Consider the following 26,329-nt stretch of genomic DNA (forward strand, 5'->3'; position numbering starts at 1 on the left):
GCAAATGCTACGGGAGGGGGGCAGCGCCGTGGCCAGCCGCTAACGCAGTGGGCCACGACGCGGCTGAGGTTTTAGAAGTTCCAGCGAGTGCTGAGCATCACATTACGCGGGTCGCCGTAGTACGACGAGTTGTAGAAGCCGATGTTGGTGAAGTACTTCTTGTCGAACAGGTTGTTGACGTTGAGGGTGGCCGAGACGTTCTCGGTGATCTGGTAGCGGGCCATCAGGTCCACCAGCCAGTAAGGGTCCTGGGCGAATTTTTCCTCGGTGCCCTTGCCGTAGTTGCTGAGTATCTTCCAGCCGGTGCCCTGCCAGCGGACGCCGCTGCCCAGGGTCAGTTTGTCGAGGCTGCCGGTCAATTTGTAGCTGGTGTAGAGGTTGACCTGATCTTCCGGTTCCCAGGTGGAGACCTTGGCCCCGCTCTGGTCGCGAATGATCTTGTGGGTGTAACCGGCCTGCAGCTGCCAGCCGGGGGCGAGCTCTCCGGAGATTTCCGCTTCATAACCCTTGGCCTTGGACTTGATGCCCTTGGAGGCATAGTCCAGCCCGGGGGTAGTGGGGTTGGCGTTATAGGCCAGGTCATCCACCGGGCGGTTTTCTTCATGCACCTCGAAGTAGGCCAGGCTGGAGTTCAGGCGACCGTCGAAGAACTCGCCCTTGAGGCCGACCTCGTAGTTGGTGCCTTCGTCGGGCTTGAGCACCTTGTCGTTGCGGTCGCGGTAGTCGTCCTGGGGCAGGTAGATCTCGGTGTAGCTGGCATAGACGGAGAAGTTCTGATCGAGGTCGTAGACCACCCCGGCGTAGGGAATGACCTTGCCGGTGTCCTTGGTCTGGCTGGTGCCGCTGACCTCGTAGTTGTTGACCCGGCTGCCCAGCAGCAACGAAAGATCATCGTTGAGGCTAAAGCGCGCGGTCATGTAGCCGGCACTCTGGCGGGTGGTCTCGTCGTTCTTCTTGGTCATGCTGCCCCAGTCGGGCTTGGGGCTGTGCCCGTCCCAGTTGAAGTAGTCGTAGAAATTGTTGTGATTGGTGGCGTTGGTGAAGTCCCGGCCTTTCCAGTGCGAGTTGGAAATCGATGCCCCGACCACCAACTGATGCTCGCGCCCCAGCAGGTCGAAGGGGCCCGTGGCGTAGAGGTCGCCGCTGTCGCTGACGGTTTCGCCGGTGTACTTGCGGGTCAGCAGCGAGGCGATGCCGGTCTCGGCATTGGGCGACATCAACGAACCCAGGGGGGCGTTGTAGCCATTGATCTGGTGGTTGTACTGGGCCTTGGCCACCCAGCCGTTGGCGAAGCTGTGCTCCAGGGTGCTGAACACGGTGCGGGTGTATTGCGACCAGCGGCTCCAGCTCGCGCCGTTGTTGTAGGAGCGCGAGGTGCTGATGGCGTTGCCCTTGGAGTCGTACAGCGAGCTGCTGCCCGACCAGCTGGAACCCTTGGGGTCGTTGTCCTGATAGTCGGCGCCGACGGTCAGCAGGGTGTCCGGCGACAGGTCGAACTCGAGGATGCCGTAGTAGACGCTGGTCTGGCGCTGGTAGTGGTCAAGGAAGGATTTCTTGTCCTGATAGGCGGCGACCATCCGGCCGCGGACATTGCCGCTGTCGGTCAGGGGGCCACTGACATCGACCTGCGAGCGGTAGTTGTCCCAGGAGCCGGCCCCCAGGTCGATGTGTCCGGCGAATTCGGCGGTGGGTTTCTTGCGCACCATGTTGATGGTGCCGCCGGGGCCCCCGGCACCGGTGAGCAGGCCGGTGGCGCCCTTGAGGATTTCCACGCGGTCATAGATCACCGTGTCGGTGAGGGTATGGCCCGAGGAGTACTGCGCGTCCTGCAGGATCGGAATCCCGTCGTACTGGAAGTTCTGAATGGCAAAGCCGCGAGAGAAGTAGCTGGTGCGGTCACTGTCGTAGGTGGCCACGGTGATGCCCGGGGTATGGCGCATCACGTCGTCGATGGAGTTGAGGCCGAAATCGTCCATGGCCTGGCGGGTTACCACCGAGATCGACTGCGGGGTTTCCCGGGGTGTCAGCACCAGCCGGGTGGCGGTGGCGATGGTGCCGGGGGTGTAGGAGCCGGAGCCTTCGGTGATGGTCCCCAGCTGGTTGGTGCTGACGGTGGTGGCTCCGAGTTCCACGCGTTCGCCGCCGCCGGCCCTGAGCACTCGATAACCCGCACCTTCGGCCACCGCTTGCAGGCCCAGGGGCGCCAGCAGGCGTTGCAGGCCTTCGCCGATGGCGAAGCGGCCGCTCAGGCCTGGGCTGTGCTTGCCGGCGCTGAGGCTGGCATCGACGGCGATCATGGCCCCGGATTGCTGGCCGAAAGCCCCCAGTACCTGATCCAGGTTGCCTGGGGCGATTGCGTAGTCGTGGCGCTGGCTGTCGGCCACTTCGGCGTTGGCCTCGGCGGCCAGCAGCGGCAGGCTGGTGCTGGCGATCGACAGGCCGATGAGGAACGGGCGCAGGGCCGCGGCAAGGGGCGTGAGGCGGATGTGCATAAGAAAGTCCATGGGTTGGGAAGGGTTGGCGCCGAGCTGTTTTCCAGCTTCTTCCCTGGTCTTGATGCGTGAGATTGGAAAAACTGCCGCCGTCTTGGAAAAAAATCAGGCTGCCGTCACGGAGGCCCAATAGCCCATGACCCGCTGAATGCGAATGGGCAGGGTTCGGGCCAGCAAGTCGAGGCTGGCGTCCGGCTGGTCGAGGGAGAACGAACCGGATACCCGCAGCCCGGCGACCTCGGCGGCGCAGCGCAGCAGGCCCGGACGATAGCGGTCGAGTTCGGCGATCACCTCGCCCAACGGCATGCGTTCGGCGATCAGCAGGCCCTGGGTCCAGGCGCTGGCCGCGGGGGCCACTGGCGTTATGGGGCTCATGCGTTGCTCGATGTCCACCTGCTGGCGCGGGCCCAGGACCTGTCCGGGCCCCTGAGCCAGACTGACCGAGGCGCTGCCGCTCAGCAGTTGCACCCGGGTGCCGTGGTGTCCCGGCAAGCCGACGCTGACCATCAACTGCGACAGCGGTGCCAGGTTGATCCTGGCGTCGGCGGTGACGATCCGCACCGGCGCGGCGTTGCCCAGGGTCAGCAGCAGGCGCCCGCTGTTGAGCCGTAGTTGCGGTCCTTGCACGCGGTCCTGAAGATCCACCGTGGTGCGGGTGTCCAACTGCAGCGCCGTGCCGATGGCCAGTTGCAGTTGGCGGCGTTCGCCGGTGGCGGTGTGGTAGTCGCTGAACAGCTGCGGCAACAGCAGCCGCTCACGCACGCTCCAACTGCTGGCGGCCACCACTCCAAGGCCGACGACGCCCTTGAGCAAGGTCCGTCGCGTGGGGTGGCTGCGGGCCTGGAGCAACTGCCGGGTGCGAGCGGCGGGCAGGCTGCGGGTGCTGTCGCGCAGGTCCTGGCCGAGCCCGGCCAGGCGTTGCCAGGCCAGTTCATGTTGCGGGTCGGCCCGGCGCCAGGCCAGGCACCCGGCCTGTTGCTCGACGCTGCTGGTGCCCGACTGCAGGAGCACCAGCCATTCCAGGGCCTGATCCAGTACCCGGTGATCCAGCGCGCCCTGATCGTCCATGGGCTCAAAGGCGCTCATGCCGGGTACACCGCCGCGTAGCAGTGGCGGTAGGCCTTGAGCATGGCTTTCTGTACCACGTTGACCGAGAGCTGCAGGCGCTCGGCAATCTGCGGGTAGGTCAGGCCTTCGAGCTGGGACAGCAGAAACACTTCCCGCACCCGATGGCCCAGTCCGTCCAGCACCTGACCCACGGCGTCCAGGGCTTCGAGCACCAGCAGGCGGGTTTCTGGTGAAGGCTGGTGTTGCGGCTCCAACTGCGCCAGGGATTCCAGGTAGGCCCGCTCCAGGGCCTGGCGGCGGAAATACTGGCCGCACAGCCGGCTGGCCACGGTGTTCAGATAGGCCCGGGGTTCACGCAGTACCGGCAGCTGTTCGCTGTGCAGAATCCGCAGGAAGGTGTCCTGTGCCAGGTCCATGGCCTGGTCCTGGTTACCGAGCTTGCGTCGCAGCAGTTGCACCACCCAGTTGTGATGCTGGACGTAGAGCTCGCCCACGGCGTGCTGTAGCGAAGAGTTGGGCACCATCGATAGGGGTTCCGGGACCGAGGCGGGCGAAAAGGGTGTTTATGGTAATGCTTCTCATTAGTGAGCGCTCAAGTTTTTATCGCTGCCGGCCAGGGTCTGAGCACGCCGGGCTTGTCGGTCATATAGTTGTAGGTTACAACTAAATATTCCACGAGCGAGGTCACCTTTATGTCGAGCCCATCCGCAGGTTTCATCCCGCAATTGCGCCAGGCTTCCCGGCAGATGGTCCGTGAGCTGGGCTTCATGCACAGCACCCTGGCCGCCACCGACTACTCGCCCTCGGCAGTGCATGCGTTGCTGGAGATCGGCCAGGGCAATGCCTTGACCGCTGGCGATCTGGTGACGCTGCTGGGGCTGGAAAAATCCAGCGTCAGTCGTCTGGTGCGCAAGCTGGTGGAGGCCGGCGAGATCAGCGAACAGGCCGATGCACAGGATGCCCGCTCGAAGCGCCTGCACCTCACCGCCCAGGGACGCCAGACCCTGAACGGTATCGACCGTTTTGCCCAGGCCCAGGTGGCCGCAGCCCTGGTGCACCTGAGCGCGGACCAGCAGCTTTGCGCCTCGACGGGCATCGCCGACTACGCCCGGGCACTGCGTGCGGTGCGCCTGGGCGAGGCGCCCGAGCCGCCCGCGTGCTGGTCCATCGCTCGTGGCTATAGGCCGGGGGTGATTGGCCGCATTACCGAAATGCATGCCTGCTACTACGCCGCCCGCGCCGGTTTCGGCCAGGCCTTTGAAAGCCTGGTGGCAGCGGACATGGCTGAGCTGATGGGACGTTTGCACAACCCGCGCAATCAGGTCTGGGTGGCGCTGCAGGGTGAGCGGATTGTCGGTTCCATCGCCATTGACGGGGAGGGCGCGGACGGCGAGGCGATCCTGCGTTGCTTCATCCTCGATGATTCGGTGCGTGGCCAGGGCTTGGGCCGACGGCTACTGGTCGAGGCCCTGGGGTTCTGTGACCAGTGGGGTTTTACAGCCACCCGCTTGTGGACCTTCAAGGGCCTGGATGCGGCGCGCACGCTCTATGAGCAATACGGCTTTGAACTGGTGCAGGAGCAATTGGGCGAGCAGTGGGGTGCAGCGGTGACTGAACAGTGTTTCGTGCGGGCCGGCGCAGCTTGATCGAGGCGGCTGCCGGGTGCTGGCTTGAGCTCGCTGGTTGGCGCCCCGGTGGCAACAGAGAGTCGGCATCGGTGTTAGGGTGAGCCCCCTGGTTGTGCCGACGCCTTGAGCGTCGGTCTTGAAGACATTACCGATCTGTGGAGAAGCACCCCATGCAAGCCATCAAGCTCAGCCTGCCGGCATCCCTGGACAACCTGAAAACCGTGGCGCAGCCGGATCCCGGCCAGCCCGGTGCCGGTGAGATCCGTGTGCGTATTCATGCCTGTTCCCTGAACTTTCACGACTACGCGGTGGTGACTGGCGCACTGCCCACCGCCGACGGACGGATTCCCATGGCCGACGGTGCCGGGGTGGTGGAAGCGGTGGGCGCAGGTGTCAGCGAGTTCCAGGTTGGGGATTCGGTAGTCTCCTGTTTCTTCCCCCACTGGCATGACGGTGGCCCGGCCATCGCCGACTTCAGCACCACGCCGGGCGACGGCGTCGACGGTTATGCCCGTGAAGTGGTGATCCAGCCCAGCCATTGGTTCACCCATGCGCCCAAGGGCTACAGCCACGCCGAAGCGGCGACCCTGACCACTGCCGGTCTCACTGCCTGGCGTGCACTGGTGGTGGACGGCGGGCTCAAGGCTGGGGAAACCGTGCTGGTACTGGGCACCGGCGGAGTGTCGATCTTCGCCCTGCAACTGGCCAAGGCCATGGGTGCTACGGTGATTGCCACCTCTTCGTCGGACGCCAAGCTGGCCAAGGTTCGTGAGCTGGGCGCCGACCACACCATCAACTACCGCACCCAGCCTGAATGGGGTGACGAAGTACTCAAACTGACTGGCGGCCGGGGCGTCGACCATGTGGTGGAAGTGGGCGGGCCGGGCACCTTGCCGCAGTCCATCACCGCTTGCCGTATCGGCGGTCATATCGCCCTGATCGGTGTGCTCACCGGTTGGGCCGGGCCGGTGCCGACGGCGGCGCTGATGGCCAAGCAGCAGCGCCTGCAGGGCTTGATCGTCGGCAGTCGCCAGCAGCAGATCGAGATGGTCCGTGGCCTGGAAGCCACCGGCATCAGGCCAGTGATCGACAGCACCTTCCCCCTGGCCGAGATCGCCAAGGCCTTCGCCCATGAAGCCTCGGGCGCGCACCTGGGGAAAATCTGCCTGACATTCTGAGGCGTTGATCGCCCACGACCGGGCCCACTACGGACGCGGCCAGATCATCCTGCGCGACCCGGTCAGCGGCGTGATCTGTGGCGGCACTGAATCCCAGGCAGATTCCCATATTGCGCTGTGGTAGCCGGTTGTGGCGTTCGTGCTGTCAGGGGCAGCGCGGCGTTCGTCTGAACATGGCAAGTCCGCAGATGAGGCATGAGCGGGGCGGGGCAGCTACGGCAAAGGCAATGAAAGAAGGTGTGTCGGCGAGCGATATTAAATAGAATGAGTCTCATTTGATTTAACGTGCCACGCCGGGTGCCCTTGCCATGAATGACGCCGTACTGCCAACGGAGCACACCTTCGACAACCTGTACCGTGATCACCGCAGTTGGCTCGAAAGCTGGCTGCGGCGACGCCTGGGCAACGCCTGGGATGCCGCCGACCTGAGCCAGGACACCTTCCTGCGTGTGCTCGGCAGCACCCAGCCCCTGGCCCAGTTGCAGGAGCCACGGGCCTATCTGCTGACCGTGGGCAAGCGCTTGCTGATCAACTTCCATCAGCGGCGCAGTCTCGAACAGGCTTACCTCAACGCCTTGGCGACCCTGCCCGAGGCCTGCGTGCCCTCGCCTGAACAGCGCTGGATCGTTCTGCAAGCCCTGCAGGCGCTGGACGAGCTGCTCGATGGCCTGCCGCATCGGGTGCGCCGGGCGTTTCTCTGGAGCCAGCTGGAAGGCCTGGGTTACCGCGAGATTGCCGAGCGCCTGCGGGTGAGTGAGCGCACGGTCAAGCGCTACATGGCCCAAGCCTACGAACACTGCCTGCTGGTGGAGCTGTGACCACGTCCACCGGCAGCGATCCGCGTCAGGTCGCCCGCGCCGCCGCGCGCTGGCTGGCCTTGCTGGAGTCGGGCAGCGCCAGCGAGAGCGACCAGCAGGGCCTGCAACAATGGCGCGAGCGCTGCGCCAGCCACGAACAGGCCTGGCAGAAAGCCCAACTGCTGCGCCAACGCTTCGCCGAGCTGCCCACGGCCCTGGCCCTGGCCAGCCTCGATCGCCCGCAACCGGGACGTCGGGCGCTGCTCAAGCGCGGCCTGGGGGTGGCACTGCTGGTGCCGAGTGCCTGGTGGCTGAGCCGGCAATTGCCCCTGGAGGTGTGGCGCGCCGACCTGTACACCGCCACTGGCGAGCGCAAACAGGTGCCCCTGGCCGACGGCAGTTTCCTGCAACTCAATACCGCCACGGCGGTGGACCTGGACCTGGCGGCGCGCCGCCTGACCCTGGTGCAGGGCGAGATGGCGCTCAAAGTGCCGGGCCGCTCGGCCCTGACCCTGTACACCGACTTCGGCCGGGTGCGGGTCAGCCAGAGCGAAGTCTGCGTGCGTCAGGAGCGCATCGGCTGTCGGGTGTCTGTGCTCAGTGGCGTAGTGCAGGTGCAGCCTTTGCAGGGGCCTGCCCTGACTTTGCACGGCGGACAGCAGGTTAGTCTGCAGGCTTCCGGCGCCGGGTTGCTGCAAGTCTTCGACAGTGCGATACCCGGTTGGCGCGAAGGGGTATTGATGGCCCAGGACCAGCCACTGGGGGATTTTTTGCGCGAGTTGAGTCGTTACCGCAGCGGTGTGTTGCGTTGGGACCCGGAGTTGGAGGCGCTGCGGGTCACCGGCAGTTTCCGCGTCGATGACACTGACCGGGTGCTGGCCTTGCTGGCCGCCAGCCTACCGCTGGAGGTGCAGGCGCGGACGCGGTTCTGGGTCACGCTGCGCTCGCGTAAAAAACTGGCTTGAGGGCTGTCCCCTTTTTTCCAGGTGCCTGTCATTGCAGGTAAGTGAACGAAAAAGAGAGCCTCTTCAATGCCCCGCGTCATGCCTGCTGCTGTGCGTCCCTTGTTGCGTCTGAGTCTGATGCTGAGCCTGAGCGCCAGCCCGTTGCTGGTTCCCTTGAGCTGGGCCGAGGAGGGTGGCCGCCGCAGCTACCAGGTGCCGGCCGGCAGCCTGGGCGCTGCCCTGACCCGGTTTGCCGGGCTGTCCGGCGTCGATCTGGCGGTGGACCCGGGGCTGGTCGAAGGGCGCAGCAGCCCCGGGCTTTCCGGTGAGTTCGCGGTGCAGGAGGGCTTTGCCCGACTGCTGCAGGGTTCGGGTCTGCAGTTGCACGCCGTGGGCGAACAGGCCTACACCTTGGCGCCGGTCCCCGAGGCAGGCGGCCTGGCGCTGCCCGCCACCTCGATTCTCGGCAGCGATCTCCCAGGCAGCGGCGAGCCCTATGCCGGTGGCCAGGTGGATCGCAAGGGTGGCCAGGGCCTGCTCGGCGACCGCGATTTCATGGACACCCCGTTCAACCTCACGTCCTACACCGCCGAGGCGCTGAAGAACCAACAGGCGCGAACCCTCGGCGACGCCGTGGCCAGCGACCCCTCGGTCCGTACCACCAACCCGGCCAGCGGGCGTTTCGAGCAGTTCTCGGTGCGCGGCTTCAGCCTGTTCAACAGTGACGTGTCCTACGGCGGCCTGTACGGGATCCTGCCGACCTACGCCATCGACATGGAAATGGTCGGCCGCCTGGATGTGCTCAAGGGGCCGGGCATGCTGCTGGGCGGCATTGCGCCCCGGGGCAGTGTGGGGGGCGGCATCAACATCGAGCCCAAGCGCGCCCAGGACACGCCCTTGACTGAGTTCACCGCCAACTACGCGTCCGCCGGGCAGACCGGTGGCGCGGTGGACATCGGCCGGCGTTTTGGCGAGGGCAACCGCTTTGGCCTGCGCTTCAATGGTGTGCGCCAGTCCGGCGACACCGAGTGGGACCACCAGCAACTCCAGCGTGAAACCGGAGTCATCGGCCTCGACCTGCGTGATGAGCGGCTGCGCCTGTCCCTGGACCTGGGGCACCAGGAGCGCCACGCTGACGCGCCGATCGAGCGGGTCGAAGTGGCGGCCACGGCGAAAATGCCCAAGGCCGAAGACATCCGACACAACATCGCCCAGTCCTGGACCTACGCCCATTCCAAGGACAGCTTCGGCGCGCTGCGCGGCGAGTACGACCTCAGCGATTCACTGATGGTGTATGCCGCTCTGGGGGCGCGCAAAGGCAACTACGACTTTCTGCGTCATGCGGTGCAGGTGACCAACAGCGCGGGCGACTTCACCGTGACCCCGCGTACCTTCCGTCGCGATGAAGACGTCAAGACCGCCGTCATCGGCCTGCGCAGCGGGTTTCAGACCGGGCCGATCGGGCACACGGTGAACCTGAGTCTGAACCGCTTCAACATGGATTTCGACAACGCCGGCGAGCGCTACCTGCGCCGTGTCAGCAACCTCTACCGGCCGGTGGAGCTGCCGTTGCCCGGGCGCCCCAACCGCATCGACACCAGCACCCACACGGAAAACCGTTTCACCAGCCTGGCCCTGGCCGACACCCTGAGCTTTGCCGAGGACCAGGTGCTGCTGACCCTGGGCGCACGCTTGCAGCGGGTCCAGGTCAGCACCTGGAGCAACGGCGTGCGTGACGAGCCGGTGAATGATGAAAAGGCCCTGTCCCCGGCGCTGGGCCTGGTGGTCAAGGTCAGCGATCGCCTGTCGCTGTACAGCAATTACATGGAAGGCCTGAGCCAGGGCGAAACCGCGCCGACCACGGCGACCAATGCCAATCAAGTGTTCGCGCCGTACCGCAGCAAACAGGTGGAAGTCGGCGCCAAGTACGACCTGGGCAGCTTCGGTATGAGCGCCAGCCTGTTTCGCATCCAGCAGCCGTCGTATGTCTACGACGAGAACAACAACTTCAAGCCCGATGGCCAGTTGCGCAACCAGGGCCTGGAGCTGAATGTCTTCGGCGAACCCCATGACGGTGTGCGCCTGCTGGGCGGGCTGATGCTGCTCGACAGTGTGCAGACCGAAACCGGCAAGGGCCTGTATGACGGCAATCGCGGCACCGGTTCGCCGGTGGTCAACGCCAACCTTGGCGCCGAATGGGACATCGACAGCTTGCGCGGCCTGACCCTTACCGCTCGGGCGATTCACTCCAGTTCGCAATACCTGGACCCAGCCAACCAGCAGAAAATCCCTGGTTGGGAACGCTATGACCTGGGGGCGCGCTACGCCTTCGAGCTGGGCGAAAAACCGATCACCCTGCGCGCCAGTGTCGAGAACGTGCTCAACACCACCTACTGGGCCTCGGCCGCTACCTCGTCCGACAGCGCGGCGGGGTTGACCTTGTCGACGCCGCGCACCTGGCTGGTGTCGGCCACGGTGGGGTTCTAGGGCCGTCCTCGAACATTGCGCAGCCGCTGTCGAACCTTCTTGCAGCGGCTACCGGGAACCCGGTAACCGCCCTATGCAAGGTTCAATGCGCTGGCTTGAGCTCGGGCGTGGCGTTGGCCCGGGCGATGACAGTGAGGATCGACAGCGCAGCGATGACCAGCCCTGGCGAGGTGGCCAGCAGGACCCCGGCGGTGCCGGCGCCGGCGGCGAGGATCTGCCCGGCGGCCAGGGGCCCGGCCACCGAGCCCAGGCGGCCGATGGCCACGGCAGCGCCCACGCCGGTGGCACGCACTGCGGTCGGGTAGGAGGGCGGTGCCAGCGCGTAGAGCACCAATTGTGCGGCCATCACGAACAGCCCTGCGGCAAACCCGGCCATGGCCATTGGCACAATGCCCTGCGACAGCCCGACCCCGGCCAGCGCCGCCAGCAACCCGGCGTACACGAACAGCACCACTTTGAGCCCGTTGCAACGGTCCAGCAGCAGGCCGCCGAGCAACGAACCGAGGGCGCCGCCGATGTTGAACAGCATCTGCACCAGGCCCGCCTGGGGTTTGCTGAAGCCCTGTTCGAGCAGCAGCGAGGGCAGCCAGTTGAGCAGCATGTACATCACGGTCAGGGTGAAGAAGTAGCTGAGCCACAGGGCCAGCGTGGTGCGCGCGCGACCTTCGCCGAACAGCGCCTGGGCGGTGGAGGCACGCTGGGTGCCGGCGCTGGCGGTGTGTTGGCGAAAGGCACTGGATTCGGGCAGCAACCCGGCCATCAGCGGCACCACCAGCAGCGGCGCCAGGCCGCCGATGATGAAGGTGGTCTGCCAATGTTCGCTGGAGAACATCGCCACCACTGCCGCCAGCGCGCCACCCAGGGGCACGCCGCAGTACATGATGCTGATGGCCGTGCCCCGGCGGCGTTCACTCACCGCTTCGGCGCACAGGGCGATCAGGTTGGGCAGCGCCGCGCCGAGGCCGAGGCCGGTCATGAAACGCACCAGCAGCAGGCTCGAATAACTCTCGACGTAGGCCGTGCACAGCGAGAACAGGCCGAACAGCAGCACCGCGCCGACCAGGATCTTCTTGCGCCCGATACGGTCGGCGACCCAGCCGCCGAAGAACGCCCCGGGCAGCAGGCCGATGATCCCGGCGCTGAACACCCAGCCCATCATCTTCGGGTCCAGGGCGAAGCTCTGGCGCAATCCGGCAGCGGCGGTGCCGGCCGCTTGCAGATCGAACCCCTCGATCAGCGCAACGATAAAGCACAAAGCGATGGTCAGCGTCGAACGACGCGATGGACTGTCCATGGGCAAACCTCATTGTTGTTTTTGTTGTGGTGGCCAACCGGACGCCGGGCCTGAATGCGCCGGTACTGGTGGCTGGTGATTAAGATAACAAAGATAACTAAAAAATGAATAGCGCCTTAATTTCAGCCAATAAATGCGAATAAAGTGATTTAAATCAGATAGATAAACTGGCAATAAGGATTTGTTTAAAAAATAGATAATATTATTAATGTTCGATTATCGGTCATTTGTGGTTGACGTAAGGCTTGGGCTGTTTCCATTCTCTGTCCGCGACGTCGGCTGCCAGGCCCTCGCTCGACACCTAAAACAACAACAAAAAATGGACATCGGACATGCCAAATATCCCCACCAACGCCGTTGCTGCGGCGTCAGCTTCCTGTGTGCCCAGTCGCCCCACGCGGCTGGCTCTGGCCTTGCTGGGCTTGAGCCTGTTGCCTGGCCCACTCTGGGCGGCGGGTTTTATCGATGACAGCCACGGCACCCTGACCCTGCGCAATTACTACCTGGATCGCGACTACAAGGACGATGGGGCGAAGACCGCCGCGCGGGAATGGGCGCAGGGTTTCATCATGAACATGGAGTCGGGGTTCACCGAGGGCAGCGTCGGTTTCGGCCTGGATGTGCGCGGGCTGCTGGGGGTCAAGCTCGATTCCTCGCCGGACCGCAGCGGCACCGAACTGCTGCCGGTGTCGGCCAGCGACAAGCGCGCCGCCGATGAATACTCGCGGCTGGCGCCCACCGCCAAACTGCGCTTTGCCCAGACCACGGTGAAGACCGGCGATGTCTCGATCTTCCTGCCGTTCGCCTTTGCCAGCCCGTCGCGCCTGCTGCCGCAGACCTTTCGCGGCACCACCCTGAGTTCCAGGGATATCGACGGCCTGACCCTCAACACCGGCTACATCGACCGCATCAACAAGCGCGACTCCACTGACTACCAGGCCATGACCATTGCCTCGCCCAACCGGCGTTTCAATGCCACGGCCAGCACCTCGCACCTGGCGTACCTGGGGGGCGACTACCAGGTCAACAAGGACCTCAGCCTGCGCGCCTATCACGCGCAGGTGACCGACCTCTACCAGCAGGACACTCTGGCCCTGCTGCACAACCTGCCCCTGGGCGATGGCGTGCTGAGCAGCGACCTGCGCAGTTTTTTCAGCCGGGAAGACGGCAGTGCCAAGGCCGGCCGGGTCGACAACCGCAACCTCTCGGCGCTGTTTGGCTACAAGTTCGGCGGGCACCGGGTGAGCCTGGGCTACATGTATTCCAGCGGCGACACGGCCACGCCCTACATCTCCGGCACCGAGTTGATGGGCATGAGCGAGCTGACCATGAGTTCGGACTTTCTCAATGCCAAGGAGCGCACCTGGCAAGCCATCTACGACTATGACTTTGCCGCCTCCGGCCTGCCCGGGCTCAAGAGTCGGCTGCGTTACGTGCGCGGCGACAATATCGAGCTGGCGGCCTTCAATGCCAGTGAGCGCAAGGAGCGCGAGTTTCAAATGGAGTTGGGGTACGTGCTGCAGAGCGGCCCGTTGAAGAACCTCGGGCTGGTGGCGCGCAAGTCGATCTATCGCAATGATTTTCCGGCGGGCGCGGCGTTCCGCGATGAAAACCAGACCCGCTTCCTGGTGCTCTACACCTTGCCGATCTGGTAGGCCCGCAAGCGCCTTGCTGCGTCAGCGTGCCGGCCCTGTGCCGGCACCTTGGGTTCAGTCCTGGTAAACCTTCTTCAGCAGGCGCAGCAGCTCTTCGCGCTCCCCGGCGCTCAAGGCCGAGGTGGCGTCGACGTCGCTTTGCGCGGCGATCTGCTTGAGCTCCTTGAGCAGGGTTTCGCCGGTCTTGCTCAGAAAAATCCCGTAAGAGCGCTTGTCCGGCTTGCAGCGCACCCGCACCGCCAGAGCGCGGCTTTCCAGTTTGTTGAGCAGGGGCACCACTTGCGGCGGCTCGATGGCGAGGGCGCGAGCCAGATCGGCCTGCATCAGCCCCGGGTTGCTGTCGATGATCGCCAGGGCCGAGAACTGTGCGGGCCGCAGGTCGTGGGCCGAGAGCCGGCCGATCAGGTTCTGGAACAGCTTGAGCTGGGCGCGCCGCATGGCGTAGCCAATCAGTTCGTCCAATGCCGAATCCAGCGGCGCCTGGACCTCGGCGTTGGCGGGTGGGGCCTCGCGCGGGTCGGCGAGGGGAGCAGGCTTGGCCATGACAAAAACATCCTGGGTCGGTTAACAAGGCTATCCAGTTTGCCGGGGTCGGCCGCTGATAGCTACGTTTGCCTATGTTGGCAGGCGTTGCAGAAGGATTTTTCCAGGGCTAAGGAAAATGGTTAATCTGATTAATGGTTAATTGACATAACTATATTTGCGGTTTAATTTCGATCCATCTTCAAGCCAGAACAAGAGAGCATCGCCATGAGCAACTACGAAGGTCGCTGGACAACGGTCAAGGTCGAAATCGAAGACGGCATTGCCTGGGTCATCCTCAATCGCCCGGAAAAACGCAACGCCATGAGCCCGACCCTGAACCGGGAAATGATCGACGTGCTGGAAACCCTGGAGCAGGACCCGGCCGCCGGCGTGCTGGTGCTGACTGGCGCCGGTGAAGCCTGGACTGCCGGCATGGACCTCAAGGAGTACTTTCGCGAGGTGGATGCCGGCCCGGAGATCCTTCAGGAAAAAATCCGCCGCGAAGCCTCCCAGTGGCAGTGGAAACTGCTGCGCATGTACGCCAAGCCGACCATTGCCATGGTCAACGGCTGGTGCTTTGGTGGCGGCTTCAGCCCGCTGGTTGCCTGCGACCTGGCGATCTGCGCCGATGAGGCGACCTTCGGCCTCTCGGAAATCAACTGGGGCATCCCGCCGGGCAACCTGGTGAGCAAGGCCATGGCCGACACCGTCGGTCATCGCCAGTCGCTGTACTACATCATGACCGGCAAGACCTTTGGCGGGCAGAAAGCCGCAGAAATGGGCCTGGTCAACGACAGCGTGCCCCTGGCGCAACTGCGTGAAGTCACGATCGAGCTGGCGCGCAATCTGTTGGAGAAAAACCCGGTGGTGCTGCGTGCCGCCAAGCATGGCTTCAAGCGTTGCCGCGAGCTGACCTGGGAGCAGAACGAAGACTACCTGTACGCCAAGCTCGATCAGTCGCGCCTGCTGGATACCGAAGGCGGACGCGAGCAGGGCATGAAGCAGTTCCTCGACGACAAGAGCATCAAGCCCGGCCTGCAGGCGTATAAACGCTGAGCCCGGCCGGCGAACGGCGGGCGCATCCCGCTGTTCGCCATGCCCCTGGCATTACTGTTACACCGCTGCGCTGTATTCCCGACAAAGATAACAAGAGGAATCACCATGCTGGACGTGCCCCTGCTGATCGGTGGCCAGTCGCGCCCCGCCGGCGACGGTCGAACCTTCGAACGCCGCAACCCGGTGACCGGCGCTGTGGTATCGCGCGTGGCCGCCGCGACCCTGGACGATGCCGACGCCGCCGTGGCCGCGGCCCAGGCCGCATTCCCCGCCTGGGCGGCCCTGGCCCCCAACGAACGCCGCAGCCGTCTGCTCAGGGCCGCCGAGCAATTGCAGGCCCGCAGCGGCGAATTCATTGCCGCCGCTGGCGAGACCGGGGCCATGGCCAACTGGTACGGCTTCAACGTCCGCCTGGCGGCCAACATGCTGCGTGAAGCAGCGTCGATGACCACCCAGATCAACGGCGAAGTCATTCCCTCGGATGTCCCCGGCAGCTTCGCCATGGCCCTGCGCCAACCCTGCGGCGTGGTGCTGGGCATTGCCCCGTGGAACGCCCCGGTGATTCTCGCCACCCGGGCCATTGCCATGCCCCTGGCCTGTGGCAACAGCGTGGTGCTCAAGGCTTCCGAACTGAGCCCGGCGGCTCATCGCCTGATCGGCCAGGTGCTGCAGGACGCCGGCCTGGGCGATGGCGTGGTCAACGTCATCAGCAATGCCCCGGCCGATGCCGCGGCGATTGTCGAGCGGCTGATCGCCAACCCGGCGGTGCGCCGGGTCAACTTCACCGGTTCGACCCATGTTGGGCGGATTGTCGGCGAGCTTGCGGCGCGCCACCTCAAGCCGGCCCTGCTGGAGCTGGGGGGCAAGGCGCCGCTGCTGGTGCTGGACGATGCCGACCTGGATGCGGCTGTCGCGGCCGCGGCGTTTGGCGCCTACTTCAACCAGGGGCAGATCTGCATGTCCACCGAGCGCCTGATCGTCGATGCCAAGGTGGCCGATGCCTTCGTCGCCAAGCTGGCGGCCAAGGTCGAGAGCCTGTGCGCCGGCGATCCGGCGGCCGCAGATTCGGTGCTCGGCTCGCTGGTGGATGCCAGCGCCGGGACACGCATCAAGGCGCTGATCGACGACGCCCTGGAGCAGGGCGCGCGGCGGGTGGTCGGCGGGCAACTGGACGGCAGCATTCTGCAGCCGACCCTGCTCGACGGCGTCACCGACGCCATGCGCCTGTACCGCGAAGAGTCCTTCGGCCCGGTGGCGGTAGTACTGCGCGGCAGCGGTGATGAAGAACTGTTGCGCCTGGCCAACGATTCCGAGTTCGGCCTGTCGGCGGCGATTTTCAGCCGCGACACCGGGCGTGCCCTGGCCCTGGCGCAACGGGTCGAGTCGGGCATCTGCCATATCAACGGGCCCACCGTGCATGACGAGGCGCAGATGCCGTTTGGCGGCGTCAAGTCCAGCGGCTACGGCAGTTTTGGCGGCAAGGCCTCGATCGAGCACTTCACCCAATTGCGCTGGGTCACCTTGCAGAACGGCCCGCGGCACTACCCGATCTGATCCGTCGCCACGGGCGCGGTGCCTTGAGCACGCGGCCCGTGTGCCGGCCAGGCATAACAATAACAAGGCCGCAGCCACCGGCTGCCACGCTTGCCAGCTGTCGCCCTGCGTGCGCGGCGCAGGCGTGCCTTGATGGAGGACATGTACGTGAGTTGCCAATTCAGAGCGCCATCCCCACCCGTGGCCGAACCGCCGCGTTACCGTCAGGTGTCCATTGGCCGGCCGGCGGTTGCCGTCAGTGAAGAGCAGGGCGTGTTGCATATGCGTTCCCTGGAACCCCTGGCGCCCTTGCCGCAGCGCTTGCTCGATCGTCTGTTGCACTGGGCCCGGGTGCGTCCCGAGCAGACCTTCATTGCCGCCCGCGAGGCCGGCGGCGACTGGCGCCGGGTCAGCTATGGGCAGATGCTCGACAGCGTGCGCGCCATCGCCCAGGGCCTGCTCGGCTACGGGTTGTCGGCCGACAAGCCGCTGGCGCTGCTCTCGGGCAATGACATCGAACACCTGCAACTGGCCCTGGGCGCGATGTACGCCGGGATTCCCTATTGTCCGGTGTCGCCGGCCTATTCGCTGCTGTCCCAGGACTTTGCCAAGCTGCGCCATGTCTGCGACCTGTTGCAGCCGGGGCTGGTGTTTGTCAGCGATGCTGGCGCTTACCAGCGGGCCATCGACGCGGTGCTGCCGCCCGAGACGCCGCTGATCTGCGTGCGTGGCCAGGTGCCGGGGCGGCGCCAGGCGAGCTTCGCCAGCCTGCTGGCCGAGCCCGGTGGTGCCGAGGCCGATGCGGCCTTTGCCGCCACCGGCCCCGACAGCATCGCCAAGTTTCTCTTCACTTCGGGCTCGACCAAGCTGCCCAAGGCGGTGATCACCACCCAGCGCATGCTCTGCGCCAACCAGCAGATGCTGTTGCAGACTTTTCCGGTGTTCGGTGAAGAGCCGCCGGTGCTGGTGGACTGGCTGCCCTGGAACCACACCTTCGGTGGCAGCCATAACGTCGGCATCGTGCTCTACAACGGCGGCAGTTTTTATCTGGACGATGGCAAGCCCACGGCCCAGGGCTTTGCCGAAACCTTGCGCAACCTCAAGGAGATTTCGCCCACCGCCTACCTGACCGTGCCCAAGGGCTGGGAGGAGCTGGTCAATGCCCTGGAGCAGGATGCCGAGCTGCGCGAGTGTTTTTTCAAGCGCATGAGCCTGTTCTTCTTCGCCGCCGCCGGGCTTTCGCAAAGTGTCTGGGACCGTCTCGACCGGGTTGCCGAGCAGCATTGCGGCGAACGTATCCGCATGATGGCCGGGCTCGGCATGACCGAGGCCGCGCCGTCTTGCACCTTCACCACCGGGCCGCTGTCGATGGCCGGTTACATCGGCCTGCCGGCGCCGGGTTGCGAAGTGCGCCTGGTGCCGGTGGACGGCAAGCTCGAAGGGCGTTTTCGCGGGCCGCACATCATGCCCGGCTACTGGCGCGCGGCGCAGCAGACCGCCGAGGTGTTCGACGCCCAGGGCTTCTACTGCTCGGGGGATGCGCTCAAGCTCGCCGACCCCCACGACCCGCAGTTGGGGCTGATGTTCGACGGGCGCATCGCCGAGGATTTCAAGTTGTCGTCCGGGGTCTTTGTCAGCGTCGGCCCGCTGCGCAATCGCGCGGTGCTCGAAGGCTCGCCCTATGTCCAGGACCTGGTGGTGGCGGCACCCGATCGCGAGTGCCTGGGGGCCCTGGTGTTCCCGCGCCTGTATGAATGCCGGCGGCTGGCGGCGCTGGGCGCCGAGGCCAGCGATGCCCAGGTGCTGGCCAGCGCGCCGGTGCGCCAGTGGTTCAGCGACTGGTTGCAGCGCCTGAATCGCGAGGCCAGCGGCAATGCCAGCCGCCTGGAGTGGATCGCCCTACAGGTAGAGCCGGCGTCCATCGACCGCGGGGAAATCACCGACAAGGGCTCGATCAACCAGCGCGCGGTGTTGCAGTGGCGTGCCGAACAGGTCGAGGACCTGTATCGCGGCCGCGAGCCGTCGATCCTGCGCGCCGAGCCCAAGCTATGAACGGCGCCGGGCAGTACAGCGGGTTTGCCGATGTGGCGATCCTTGAGGCGTTGCGCACGCCCTGGGTCGACCTTGGCGGGGACCTGGCGGAGATCTCGCCGATCGATCTGGGGATCAAGGTCGGGCGCGAGGTACTGTTGCGCGCCGGCATCGATGCCCGGGCGGTGGACAGCGTGCTGGCCGGTTCCATGGCCCAGGCCAGTTTCGACGCCTACCTGCTGCCTCGGCACATCGGCCTGTACAGCGGTGTCGGGCAAGCGGTGCCGGCCCTGGGGGTGCAGCGCATCTGCGCCACCGGTTTCGAGCTGCTGCGCCAGGCAGCCGAGCAGGTGCGGGGCGAGGTGCAACTGGCGTTGTGCGTGGCCAGTGAATCGATGTCGCGCAACCCGATTGCCGCCTACACCCATCGCGGCGGCTTCCGCCTGGGGGCGGCGGTGCAGTTCAAGGACTTTTTATGGGAGGCACTGTACGACCCGGCGCCGGGGCTGGACATGATCGCCACCGCCGACAACCTGGCGCGGCGTTATGGGCTGACCCGCGAAGCCGTGGACGGCTATGCCTGCGCCAGCCATCAGCGGGCCCTGGCGGCCCAGCAGGCGGGCTGGTTCGCGCCGGAAATCGTCGCCGTGAGCCAGCAGGCCTTCGAGCTCGACGGCTATCAAGCGCGCGGCATTCGCCTGCCACGGGGTGTCGAGGCAGTCAGCCAGGACAGTCATCCGCGCCCCAGTGAGCTTTCTGCCCTGGCGCGACTGCGGACGATCCACGAGGGCGGGGTGCAGACCGCCGGCAACAGTTGCGCGGTGGTCGATGGCGCGGCGGCGGCCCTGGTCGGGCGGGCATCGGCCTGCAGCACGCCACCCCTGGCGCTGTTGCTGGCCAGTGCGGTGGTCGGGGTGGCGCCGGAGTGCATGGGCATCGGCCCGGCCCCGGCGATCCGCCTGCTCCTGCAGCGCAGTGGCCTGAGCCTCAAGCAGATCGGTCGCCTTGAAATCAACGAGGCTCAGGCCGCCCAGGTGCTGGCCGTGGCCCGGGAGCTGGAGCTGGACAGAGATCGCCTGAATGCCCAGGGCGGCTCCCTGGCCCTGGGTCATCCCCTGGCCGCCAGTGGCCTGCGCCTGGTGCTGACCCTGGCCCGGCAACTGCGCGAGCACAACCTGCGCTACGGGATCGCCGCCGCCTGCGTGGGTGGTGGCCAGGGCATGGCGCTGTTGATCGAAAACCCGGCCTGGCGCGGCTGAGTCCGACCGGCCCGCCGCCCCTGGCGGGCCACTCTATTTCTACTCGATGAGGTGTCCCCATGTGGAGCTACCATGCGCCGCTGCGCGATATGCAATTTGTCCTTGAGCACTGGCTGGAGGCCCCCGAAGCGTGGCGTCGGAGCCCGGCGTTCGACGTGCTGGACTTGCCCCTGGCGCTGCAGGTGCTGGAGCAGGCCGCGCGTTTCAGCCAGGACGTGCTGGCCCCGCTGAACGCCAGAGGCGATCGCCAGGGCTGCCAGTGGGCGGACGGGCAGGTCAGCACCCCGGAGGGTTTTGCCGAGGCCTATCGGGCCTATGTCGAGGGCGGCTGGCCGGCCCTGGTCTGCGCCGAAGCTTTGGGTGGCCAGGGCCTGCCGCAGCTGCTGGACGCGGCGCTGCAAGAGATGCTCTACGCCAGCAACCACGCCTGGGCCATGTACACCGGCATCGCCCATGGCGCTTACCTGTGCCTCAAGACCCACGGCGCGCCCTGGCTCCAGGAGCGCTACCTGCCCGAGATCATCAGTGGCGCGAGCCTGCCCACCATGTGCCTGACCGAGCCCCAGGCCGGCAGTGATGTCGGCCTGTTGCGCTGTCGTGCCGAGCCCCAGGCCGACGGCAGCTATCGCCTCAGCGGCAGCAAGCTGTTCATTTCCGGCGGCGAGCATGACCTCACCGACAACATCCTGCATCTGGTGCTGGCCCGGCTGCCGGGCGCGCCGGAGGGCAGCCGGGGAATCTCGCTGTTCCTGGTGCCCAAGCGCCTCGAGCGGGGCCAGGGCAACGGCGTGCGCTGCGACGGCATCGAACACAAGATGGGGATCAAGGGCAGCGCCACCTGTTCCCTGGTGTTCGAGGCGGCCCAGGGCTGGTTGGTGGGCGAGGCCCATCGCGGCCTGGCGGCGATGTTCGTGATGATGAATTCGGCGCGCCTGCACGTGGGCCTGCAGGGCCTGGGGCATGTCGAAGCGGCGTGGCAGAACGCCCGCGACTACGCTGGCGAACGCCAACAGATGCGTGCGCCATTGCGCCCCGCCGGTGTCGCCGCCCAGGCCGCCGACCCGATTCGCTACCACCCGGCCATGCGCCGCGTGCTGTTGGAATTGCGCGCCACCAGCGAGGGCTTGCGGGCCATCGGTTATTGGGCTGCGCACCTGCTGGATGAGGCCGAACATCACCCTGAGCCCCAGGTCCGGCGCCAGGCCGATCAACTGGCGCAACTGCTGACGCCGATCATCAAGGCCTTCTTTACCGAGCAGGGCTTTCGTCAGGCCAGCAACGCCTTGCAGGTCTTCGGCGGCTACGGCTACGTCGCCGAGTTCGCCATCGAGCAGACCCTGCGCGACAGCCGCATCGCCATGATCTACGAAGGCAGCAACGAGATTCAGGCCAACGACCTGCTGTTGCGCAAGGTGCTTGGGGATGGGGGACAGGGCTTCGCGCTGTTGCTTGAGCAACTGTGCGCCGAGGCTGGGCGCGGCGCACAGTTGCCCGAGTGCGCAGGGTTTGCCCGGTCGTTAGGGGATCTGGCCGAGGCGTTGCAGGAACGGGTGGGCGAGGTGCAACAGTGGGCGCTGGAGGATGCCGAGTACCCGTATCGCGCGGCCGGGGATTTTCTGGCGTTGTGTGGCCTGAGCCTACTGGCACTTGCCTGGGCGCGGGCGGCACGGGTGTCGCGCAGGCTGCCCGAGGGCGATCCGCTGCGTGGGGCCAAGCTTGAGACGGCGGGGTTCTTTTTCAGCTACCTGTTGCCCCAGGTCGAACAGCGGATGACGGCAGTACGCAACGCCCGGGCGGAGTTGGCGTTTATTTGATGCGGCTCGTTTTATTGGATCCATTGGTGGGTGTCAGCGGCGACGATCAGGCGCTGATGGATCAGCGGTGAAGGTGGGTGCCGGGAGGGCGCTGGCCCTTGCGGGGCGCTCGGCGTCCTGAAAGGGCCGGTGTCAGGCCGTTGTGAAGCTCAAGCGCCCTTAAGTGCACTGTCTTTAGCGGTTTTAGTCCCTTGGGTGAACGCGGGTGGGCGATAATCGCCCGCTAATCCGGGGGGCTTGTCCGGTACATAAGTCTTTGATCCTTATGGTCATTTCGCTCGTTTCAGGTCGATTTCGAGTGTTTTTACCGACTTTTTCAGTCCGTTTCTCTCTTGCTAGTGGATCCATTAGGCGCTTTATTGGCGACCTGGCGATGGCAGGAGCCCTCCTGACCGTCCGCAATAAAAACAACAAAAAGGGTTTCGTCATGAATGTCTTTTCGACGGCGTGCGGCCACCTGGCTGGCGCGCGCTGGCTGTCTGTGTGCACAGGTTCGCTGGGTGTTGCGCTTCGGCTCATGGCCGAATGGCAGGTGCACCCATGAACCGCGATCTCAAGCAACGGCTCGATCAGGGGCCGATGGGTGCGTTCCAGTGTCTGGCGATCGGTATCTGCATCGTCCTCAACATGATCGACGGCTTCGATGTGCTGGTGATGGCCTTCACCGCCGCCTCGGTGTCCGCCGAGTGGCAACTCAACGGTGCGCAGATCGGCCTGCTGCTCAGTGCCGGGTTGTTCGGCATGGCCGGCGGTTCGCTGTTTATCGCGCCCTGGGCCGATCGCTTCGGCCGCCGGCCGCTGATTCTGGGGTGCCTGTTGCTGTCCGGTGTCGGCATGTTGCTTTCGGCCACCAGCCAGAGCCCGTTGCAACTGGCGTTGTTGCGCGGCCTGACCGGGTTGGGCATTGGCGGCATCCTGGCCAGCAGCAATGTGATCGCCGCCGAGTACGCCAGCCGCCGCTGGCGTGGTCTGGCGGTGAGCCTGCAATCCACCGGCTATGCCCTGGGGGCGACCCTGGGCGGCTTGCTGGCGGTGTGGCTGCTGAGCCATTGGGGCTGGCGTTCGGTGTTTGTGTTTGGCGGCATCGTCACCTTGCTGGTGATCCCTCTGGTGCTGCTCTGGCTCCCTGAATCCCTGGACTTTCTCCTGGCCCGGCGCCCGGCCGATGCTCTGCTGCGGGTCAATCGCCTGGCCCATCGCCTGGGGCACCCGACGCTGGCGCGGCTGCCCGTTGCGGCGCTGCGCGAGGAGGGCGCCGTCAGCGGCTTCGGCCAGTTGTTCGCCGGGCCGATGCGGCGCACCACGCTGCTGATCTGGCTGCTGTTTTTCCTGGTGATGTTCGGTTTCTACTTCGTCATGAGCTGGACCCCGAAACTGCTGGTGGCCGCTGGGCTTTCGGCGCAGCAGGGGATCACCGGCGGGGTGCTGCTGAGTGTTGGCGGGATCTTCGGCGCGGCACTGATCGGCGGCTTGTCTTCGCGCTGGCCGCTGACCCGGGTGCTGTCGCTGTTCATGCTGGTGACCGCCGGGCTCTTGGTGTTGTTTGTCGGCAGTGCCTCGTCGATTGCCGCGGCCCTGGGCCTGGGGCTGCTGATCGGGCTGTTCGCCAACGGCTGCGTGGCCGGTCTGTATGCCTTGTCGCCGGTGGTCTACGACGCTTCGGTGCGGGCTACCGGGGTGGGCTGGGGGATCGGCATCGGGCGCATTGGCGCGATTGTCTCGCCGACGGTGGCCGGGATGCTGCTGGATGCCGGCTGGCAGCCGCTGCACCTGTATGGGGTGTTTGCCGTGGTCTTCGTGCTGGCGGCGGGTTGCCTGTTACTGCTGCGCCCGGCAGCGCCGCAGGCGCAAGCGGCCCTGGCCTAGCTCGCGCAACTGGATGCGGCAGCGGGCGCCGCTTCAAGACTGGCCGTCGATGATCGCCGCAGTCACGGTCTGGCGGAACCAGGTCAGTGCGGCGGAGCTGTCGCTGTTGGGGTGCCAGTGCAGGGACACGTCGAATTCCCCCACCGGGAACGGCAGCTCCAGTTGCTGCAGGCCGCCTTCGAAAATGAACAGGCGGGCGATCTGCGCCGGCAGCACCGCCAGCAGGTCGGTGCCGGGCAGGATCTTGGGCAGCACCGAGAAGTGCGGCACCTGCAGGCTGATGCGGCGCTTGGCGTTCATCTGCTTGAGCACGTCCTCGATGCTGCCGTGGCCGGTGGTGCGGGTCACGGCGATGTGCCGCTCGGCGAGGAACTGCTCCAGGCTCAGGTGCTGGCCGATGCGTGGGTGGCGGTCGCTGAGCAGGCACACGTAGCGCTCGCGGATCAGTACCTGGCTGCGGGTGCCGGTCAGGGGCTTGCGGCAGATCAGCGCGTCGACCTTGGCGCTGCTGAGCCATTCGCCGGCCTGGTCCACCTGCAGCGGCAGGACCTCGACTTCGGCTTCCGGGGCCTGCTGGTTAAGACGCGCCAGGATCAGCGGCAGAAAGCCCATTTCGCCGAGGTCGGAGAGAGCGATGCGAAAGCGTCGCTCGGTGGTCGCCGGGTCGAAGCGCCGGGTGCTGTGCACGGTGTTTTCGATCCGCGTCAGAGATTGGCGTAGGGGCGGGTACAGCTCATCGGCCAGTTGGCTGGGCTGGATGCCGTCGCGGCTGCGGCTGAACAGGCCGTCGTCGAACAGCTCCCGCAGCCGCGCCAGGCCATAGCTGACCGAGGGTTGGGTGACGAACAGGCGCTCGGCGGCCAGGGTCACGCTGCGGGCTTCGTAGAGGGTGACGAAGGTGCGGATCAGGTTCAGATCGATGTGGCTCATGGTGCCTCATGGATATAGATGGATCTTATTTTTAATAGAAATAGTATCGATTTGATCAATTTAATCGCGGCTGCAAGAGTAACTCAAATTCTAAAAAAGCAGCGGCAAAGGTCCCTATGAAAACCGTCCATAGCGCTTCCTACGACATCCTCCGGCAACACGGCCTGACCACGGTGTTCGGCAACCCGGGTTCCAACGAACTGCCCTTTCTCAAGGGCTTTCCTGAAGACTTCCGCTACATCCTCGGCCTGCATGAAGGCGCGGTGGTCGGCATGGCCGACGGCTTCGCCCTGGCCAGTGGCCGGCCGGCGTTCGTCAACCTGCATGCGGCGGCGGGCACCGGCAACGGCATGGGCGCGCTGACTAATGCCTGGTACTCCCACAGCCCGCTGGTGATCACCGCCGGCCAGCAGGTGCGGTCGATGATCGGTGTCGAGGCGATGCTGGCCAACGTCGATGCGCCGCAGTTGCCCAAGCCGCTGGTCAAGTGGAGCCATGAACCGGCCTGTGCCGAGGACGTGCCCCGGGCCTTGAGCCAGGCGATTCACCTGGCCAACCAGGCGCCCAAGGGCCCGGTGTATCTGTCGATTCCCTATGACGATTGGGCACGCGCGGCACCGGCCGGGGTCGAGCATCTGGCGCGGCGCCAGGTGGCCAGCGCCGGGCTGCCTTCAGCGGCGCAACTGCGCAGCCTGGTACAGCGCCTGGCGGCGGCGCGCAACCCGGTGCTGGTGCTGGGGCCGGATGTGGACGGCAGCCAGAGCAACGCGCTGGCGGTGCAACTGGCGGAGAAACTGCGGATGCCGGCCTGGGTTGCGCCGTCTGCGTCCCGTTGCCCGTTTCCTACGCGCCACCCGAGTTTTCGCGGGGTACTGCCGGCGGCCATCGCCGGCATCAGTCGCTGTCTGGTGGAGCATGACCTGATCCTGGTGGTGGGCGCTCCGGTGTTCCGTTATCACCAGTTCGCCCCGGGGGACTACCTGCCTGAGGGCACCGAGTTGCTGCACATCACCTGCGATCCCGGTGAAGCGGCCCGAGCGCCCATGGGCGATGCGCTGGTGGGGGACATTGCCGAGACCTTGCAGGCCCTGGTCTGGGCGCTGCCAGAGTGCGACCGGCCGCAGCCGGCAGCCTTGCCGGCACCGGCGCCGGTCGAGGAAAGCGACGGCCTGCTGCGCCCGGAAACCGTGTTCGACGTGATCAACGAGCTGGCACCCAAGGATGCGATCTACGTCAAGGAATCCACCTCAACCGTCGGTGCCTTCTGGCAGCGAGTGGAAATGCGCGAACCCGGCAGTTACTACTTCCCGGCGGCCGGTGGCCTGGGCTTCGGCCTGCCGGCGGCAGTGGGGGTGCAACTGGCCCGCCCCGAGCGGCGGGTGATCGGGGTCATTGGCGACGGCTCGGCCAATTACGGTATCACTGCGCTGTGGACCGCCGCCCAGTACCAGATCCCGGTGGTGTTCATCATCCTCAAGAACGGCACCTACGGCGCCCTGCGCTGGTTCGCCGGTGTGCTGCAGGTCAGCGACGCCCCGGGGCTGGACGTGCCCGGCCTGGACTTCTGCGCCATCGGCCGCGGCTATGGCGTGCACTCGGTGCAGGCAAACACCCGCGAGGAGTTCGCCCAGGCCCTGAGTGAAGCCCTGGCGGGCAACCGCCCGGTACTGATCGAGGTGCCGACCCTGACCATCGAACCCTGAGGGCTGCCTAGTCGCCGGGCGCGAGCCCGGCCTTGCCAACCGCAACCTGCGGACTCACCAGAAGAATAA

The 26,329-nt window shown here is 65.8% G+C and carries 19 protein-coding genes and 1 pseudogene; 14 read left to right on the forward strand and 6 right to left on the reverse strand.

Translation table 11 applies throughout. The annotated features are described in order from the left end of the window. Nucleotides 1-71: 71 nt before the first annotated feature. From FW796_RS25295 to FW796_RS25305, 3 genes are all read right to left on the reverse strand, one after another. Entirely contained in the window at nt 72-2,492 is a 2,421-nt protein-coding gene (locus FW796_RS25295; protein ID WP_337152848.1) for a TonB-dependent siderophore receptor, read from the reverse strand. Between the two features lie 105 nt (nt 2,493-2,597). Beyond that, nucleotides 2,598-3,578 (reverse strand): DUF4880 domain-containing protein, encoded by a 981-nt coding sequence (locus FW796_RS25300; RefSeq protein WP_446440240.1) that lies wholly within the window; start codon nt 3,576-3,578, stop codon nt 2,598-2,600. Continuing rightward, nucleotides 3,575-4,084 carry a sigma-70 family RNA polymerase sigma factor gene (locus FW796_RS25305; protein ID WP_446440241.1) on the reverse strand — a complete coding sequence of 170 codons (510 nt, stop codon included), beginning with the start codon at nt 4,082-4,084 and terminating at the stop codon, nt 3,575-3,577. Before FW796_RS25305 ends, FW796_RS25300 begins: the two co-directional genes overlap by 4 nt. 168 nt (nt 4,085-4,252) lie before the next feature. Here FW796_RS25305 and FW796_RS25310 point away from each other — a divergent pair, with 168 nt between their 5' ends. The 6 genes and pseudogenes from FW796_RS25310 to FW796_RS25335 all read left to right on the forward strand — a co-directional run bounded on the left by FW796_RS25310 (nt 4,253) and on the right by FW796_RS25335 (nt 10,594). Continuing rightward, complete coding sequence (locus FW796_RS25310; protein ID WP_446440242.1) at nt 4,253-5,206, forward strand: bifunctional helix-turn-helix transcriptional regulator/GNAT family N-acetyltransferase; 954 nt, start codon at nt 4,253-4,255, stop codon at nt 5,204-5,206. A 152-nt stretch (nt 5,207-5,358) separates the two neighbouring features. Further along, nucleotides 5,359-6,366, forward strand: coding sequence for a zinc-dependent alcohol dehydrogenase family protein (locus FW796_RS25315; protein WP_404937109.1), 1,008 nt, complete (start codon nt 5,359-5,361; stop codon nt 6,364-6,366). Between the two features lie 16 nt (nt 6,367-6,382). Next, a pseudogene (locus tag FW796_RS25320) lies at nt 6,383-6,490 on the forward strand (hypothetical protein); the annotation flags it as partial. A 184-nt stretch (nt 6,491-6,674) separates the two neighbouring features. Beyond that, entirely contained in the window at nt 6,675-7,184 is a 510-nt protein-coding gene (locus FW796_RS25325; RefSeq protein WP_346635540.1) for a sigma-70 family RNA polymerase sigma factor, read from the forward strand. Then, on the forward strand, nt 7,181-8,128 hold the full coding sequence (locus FW796_RS25330; RefSeq protein ID WP_446440243.1) for a FecR domain-containing protein: 948 nt from the start codon (nt 7,181-7,183) through the stop codon (nt 8,126-8,128). Before FW796_RS25325 ends, FW796_RS25330 begins: the two co-directional genes overlap by 4 nt. 66 nt (nt 8,129-8,194) lie before the next feature. Then, nucleotides 8,195-10,594, forward strand: coding sequence for a TonB-dependent siderophore receptor (locus FW796_RS25335; protein WP_446440244.1), 2,400 nt, complete (start codon nt 8,195-8,197; stop codon nt 10,592-10,594). Between the two features lie 82 nt (nt 10,595-10,676). Here FW796_RS25335 and mhpT read toward each other — a convergent pair whose 3' ends face one another. Continuing rightward, complete coding sequence (mhpT, locus tag FW796_RS25340; protein ID WP_446440245.1) at nt 10,677-11,888, reverse strand: 3-(3-hydroxy-phenyl)propionate transporter MhpT; 1,212 nt, start codon at nt 11,886-11,888, stop codon at nt 10,677-10,679. Nucleotides 11,889-12,220: 332 nt separating this feature from the next. Between mhpT and FW796_RS25345 the strand changes: the two genes are divergently transcribed. Next, nucleotides 12,221-13,543 carry an OprD family porin gene (locus FW796_RS25345; protein ID WP_446440246.1) on the forward strand — a complete coding sequence of 441 codons (1,323 nt, stop codon included), beginning with the start codon at nt 12,221-12,223 and terminating at the stop codon, nt 13,541-13,543. Between the two features lie 54 nt (nt 13,544-13,597). On the opposite strand, the gene FW796_RS25350 is transcribed toward FW796_RS25345, so the two are convergent. Continuing rightward, nucleotides 13,598-14,086 (reverse strand): MarR family winged helix-turn-helix transcriptional regulator, encoded by a 489-nt coding sequence (locus FW796_RS25350; RefSeq protein WP_015635949.1) that lies wholly within the window; start codon nt 14,084-14,086, stop codon nt 13,598-13,600. A 207-nt stretch (nt 14,087-14,293) separates the two neighbouring features. Between FW796_RS25350 and FW796_RS25355 the strand changes: the two genes are divergently transcribed. From FW796_RS25355 to FW796_RS25380, 6 genes are all read left to right on the forward strand, one after another. Beyond that, a complete protein-coding gene (locus FW796_RS25355; RefSeq protein ID WP_346635536.1) occupies nt 14,294-15,124 on the forward strand; it encodes a p-hydroxycinnamoyl CoA hydratase/lyase in 831 nt (276 codons plus the stop codon). A 105-nt stretch (nt 15,125-15,229) separates the two neighbouring features. After that, a complete protein-coding gene (locus FW796_RS25360; RefSeq protein WP_446440247.1) occupies nt 15,230-16,678 on the forward strand; it encodes an aldehyde dehydrogenase in 1,449 nt (482 codons plus the stop codon). A gap of 147 nt (nt 16,679-16,825) precedes the next feature. Beyond that, nucleotides 16,826-18,709 carry a feruloyl-CoA synthase gene (locus FW796_RS25365; protein WP_446440248.1) on the forward strand — a complete coding sequence of 628 codons (1,884 nt, stop codon included), beginning with the start codon at nt 16,826-16,828 and terminating at the stop codon, nt 18,707-18,709. Then, nucleotides 18,706-19,947 (forward strand): thiolase family protein, encoded by a 1,242-nt coding sequence (locus FW796_RS25370; protein ID WP_346635533.1) that lies wholly within the window; start codon nt 18,706-18,708, stop codon nt 19,945-19,947. The genes FW796_RS25365 and FW796_RS25370 overlap by 4 nt, the downstream gene beginning before the upstream one ends. 59 nt (nt 19,948-20,006) lie before the next feature. Continuing rightward, nucleotides 20,007-21,761: an acyl-CoA dehydrogenase family protein gene (locus FW796_RS25375; protein WP_446440249.1), complete on the forward strand. Its 1,755-nt coding sequence runs from the start codon at nt 20,007-20,009 to the stop codon at nt 21,759-21,761. Between the two features lie 540 nt (nt 21,762-22,301). Beyond that, nucleotides 22,302-23,627, forward strand: coding sequence for an MFS transporter (locus FW796_RS25380; protein ID WP_346635531.1), 1,326 nt, complete (start codon nt 22,302-22,304; stop codon nt 23,625-23,627). Nucleotides 23,628-23,660: 33 nt separating this feature from the next. On the opposite strand, the gene FW796_RS25385 is transcribed toward FW796_RS25380, so the two are convergent. Continuing rightward, nucleotides 23,661-24,557 (reverse strand): LysR family transcriptional regulator, encoded by an 897-nt coding sequence (locus FW796_RS25385; protein ID WP_446440250.1) that lies wholly within the window; start codon nt 24,555-24,557, stop codon nt 23,661-23,663. 116 nt (nt 24,558-24,673) lie between these two features. Here FW796_RS25385 and mdlC point away from each other — a divergent pair, with 116 nt between their 5' ends. Beyond that, nucleotides 24,674-26,260 carry a benzoylformate decarboxylase gene (mdlC, locus tag FW796_RS25390; protein WP_446440251.1) on the forward strand — a complete coding sequence of 529 codons (1,587 nt, stop codon included), beginning with the start codon at nt 24,674-24,676 and terminating at the stop codon, nt 26,258-26,260. Nucleotides 26,261-26,329 lie beyond the last annotated feature (69 nt).

Source organism: Pseudomonas sp. 910_21 (genome assembly GCF_052850735.1).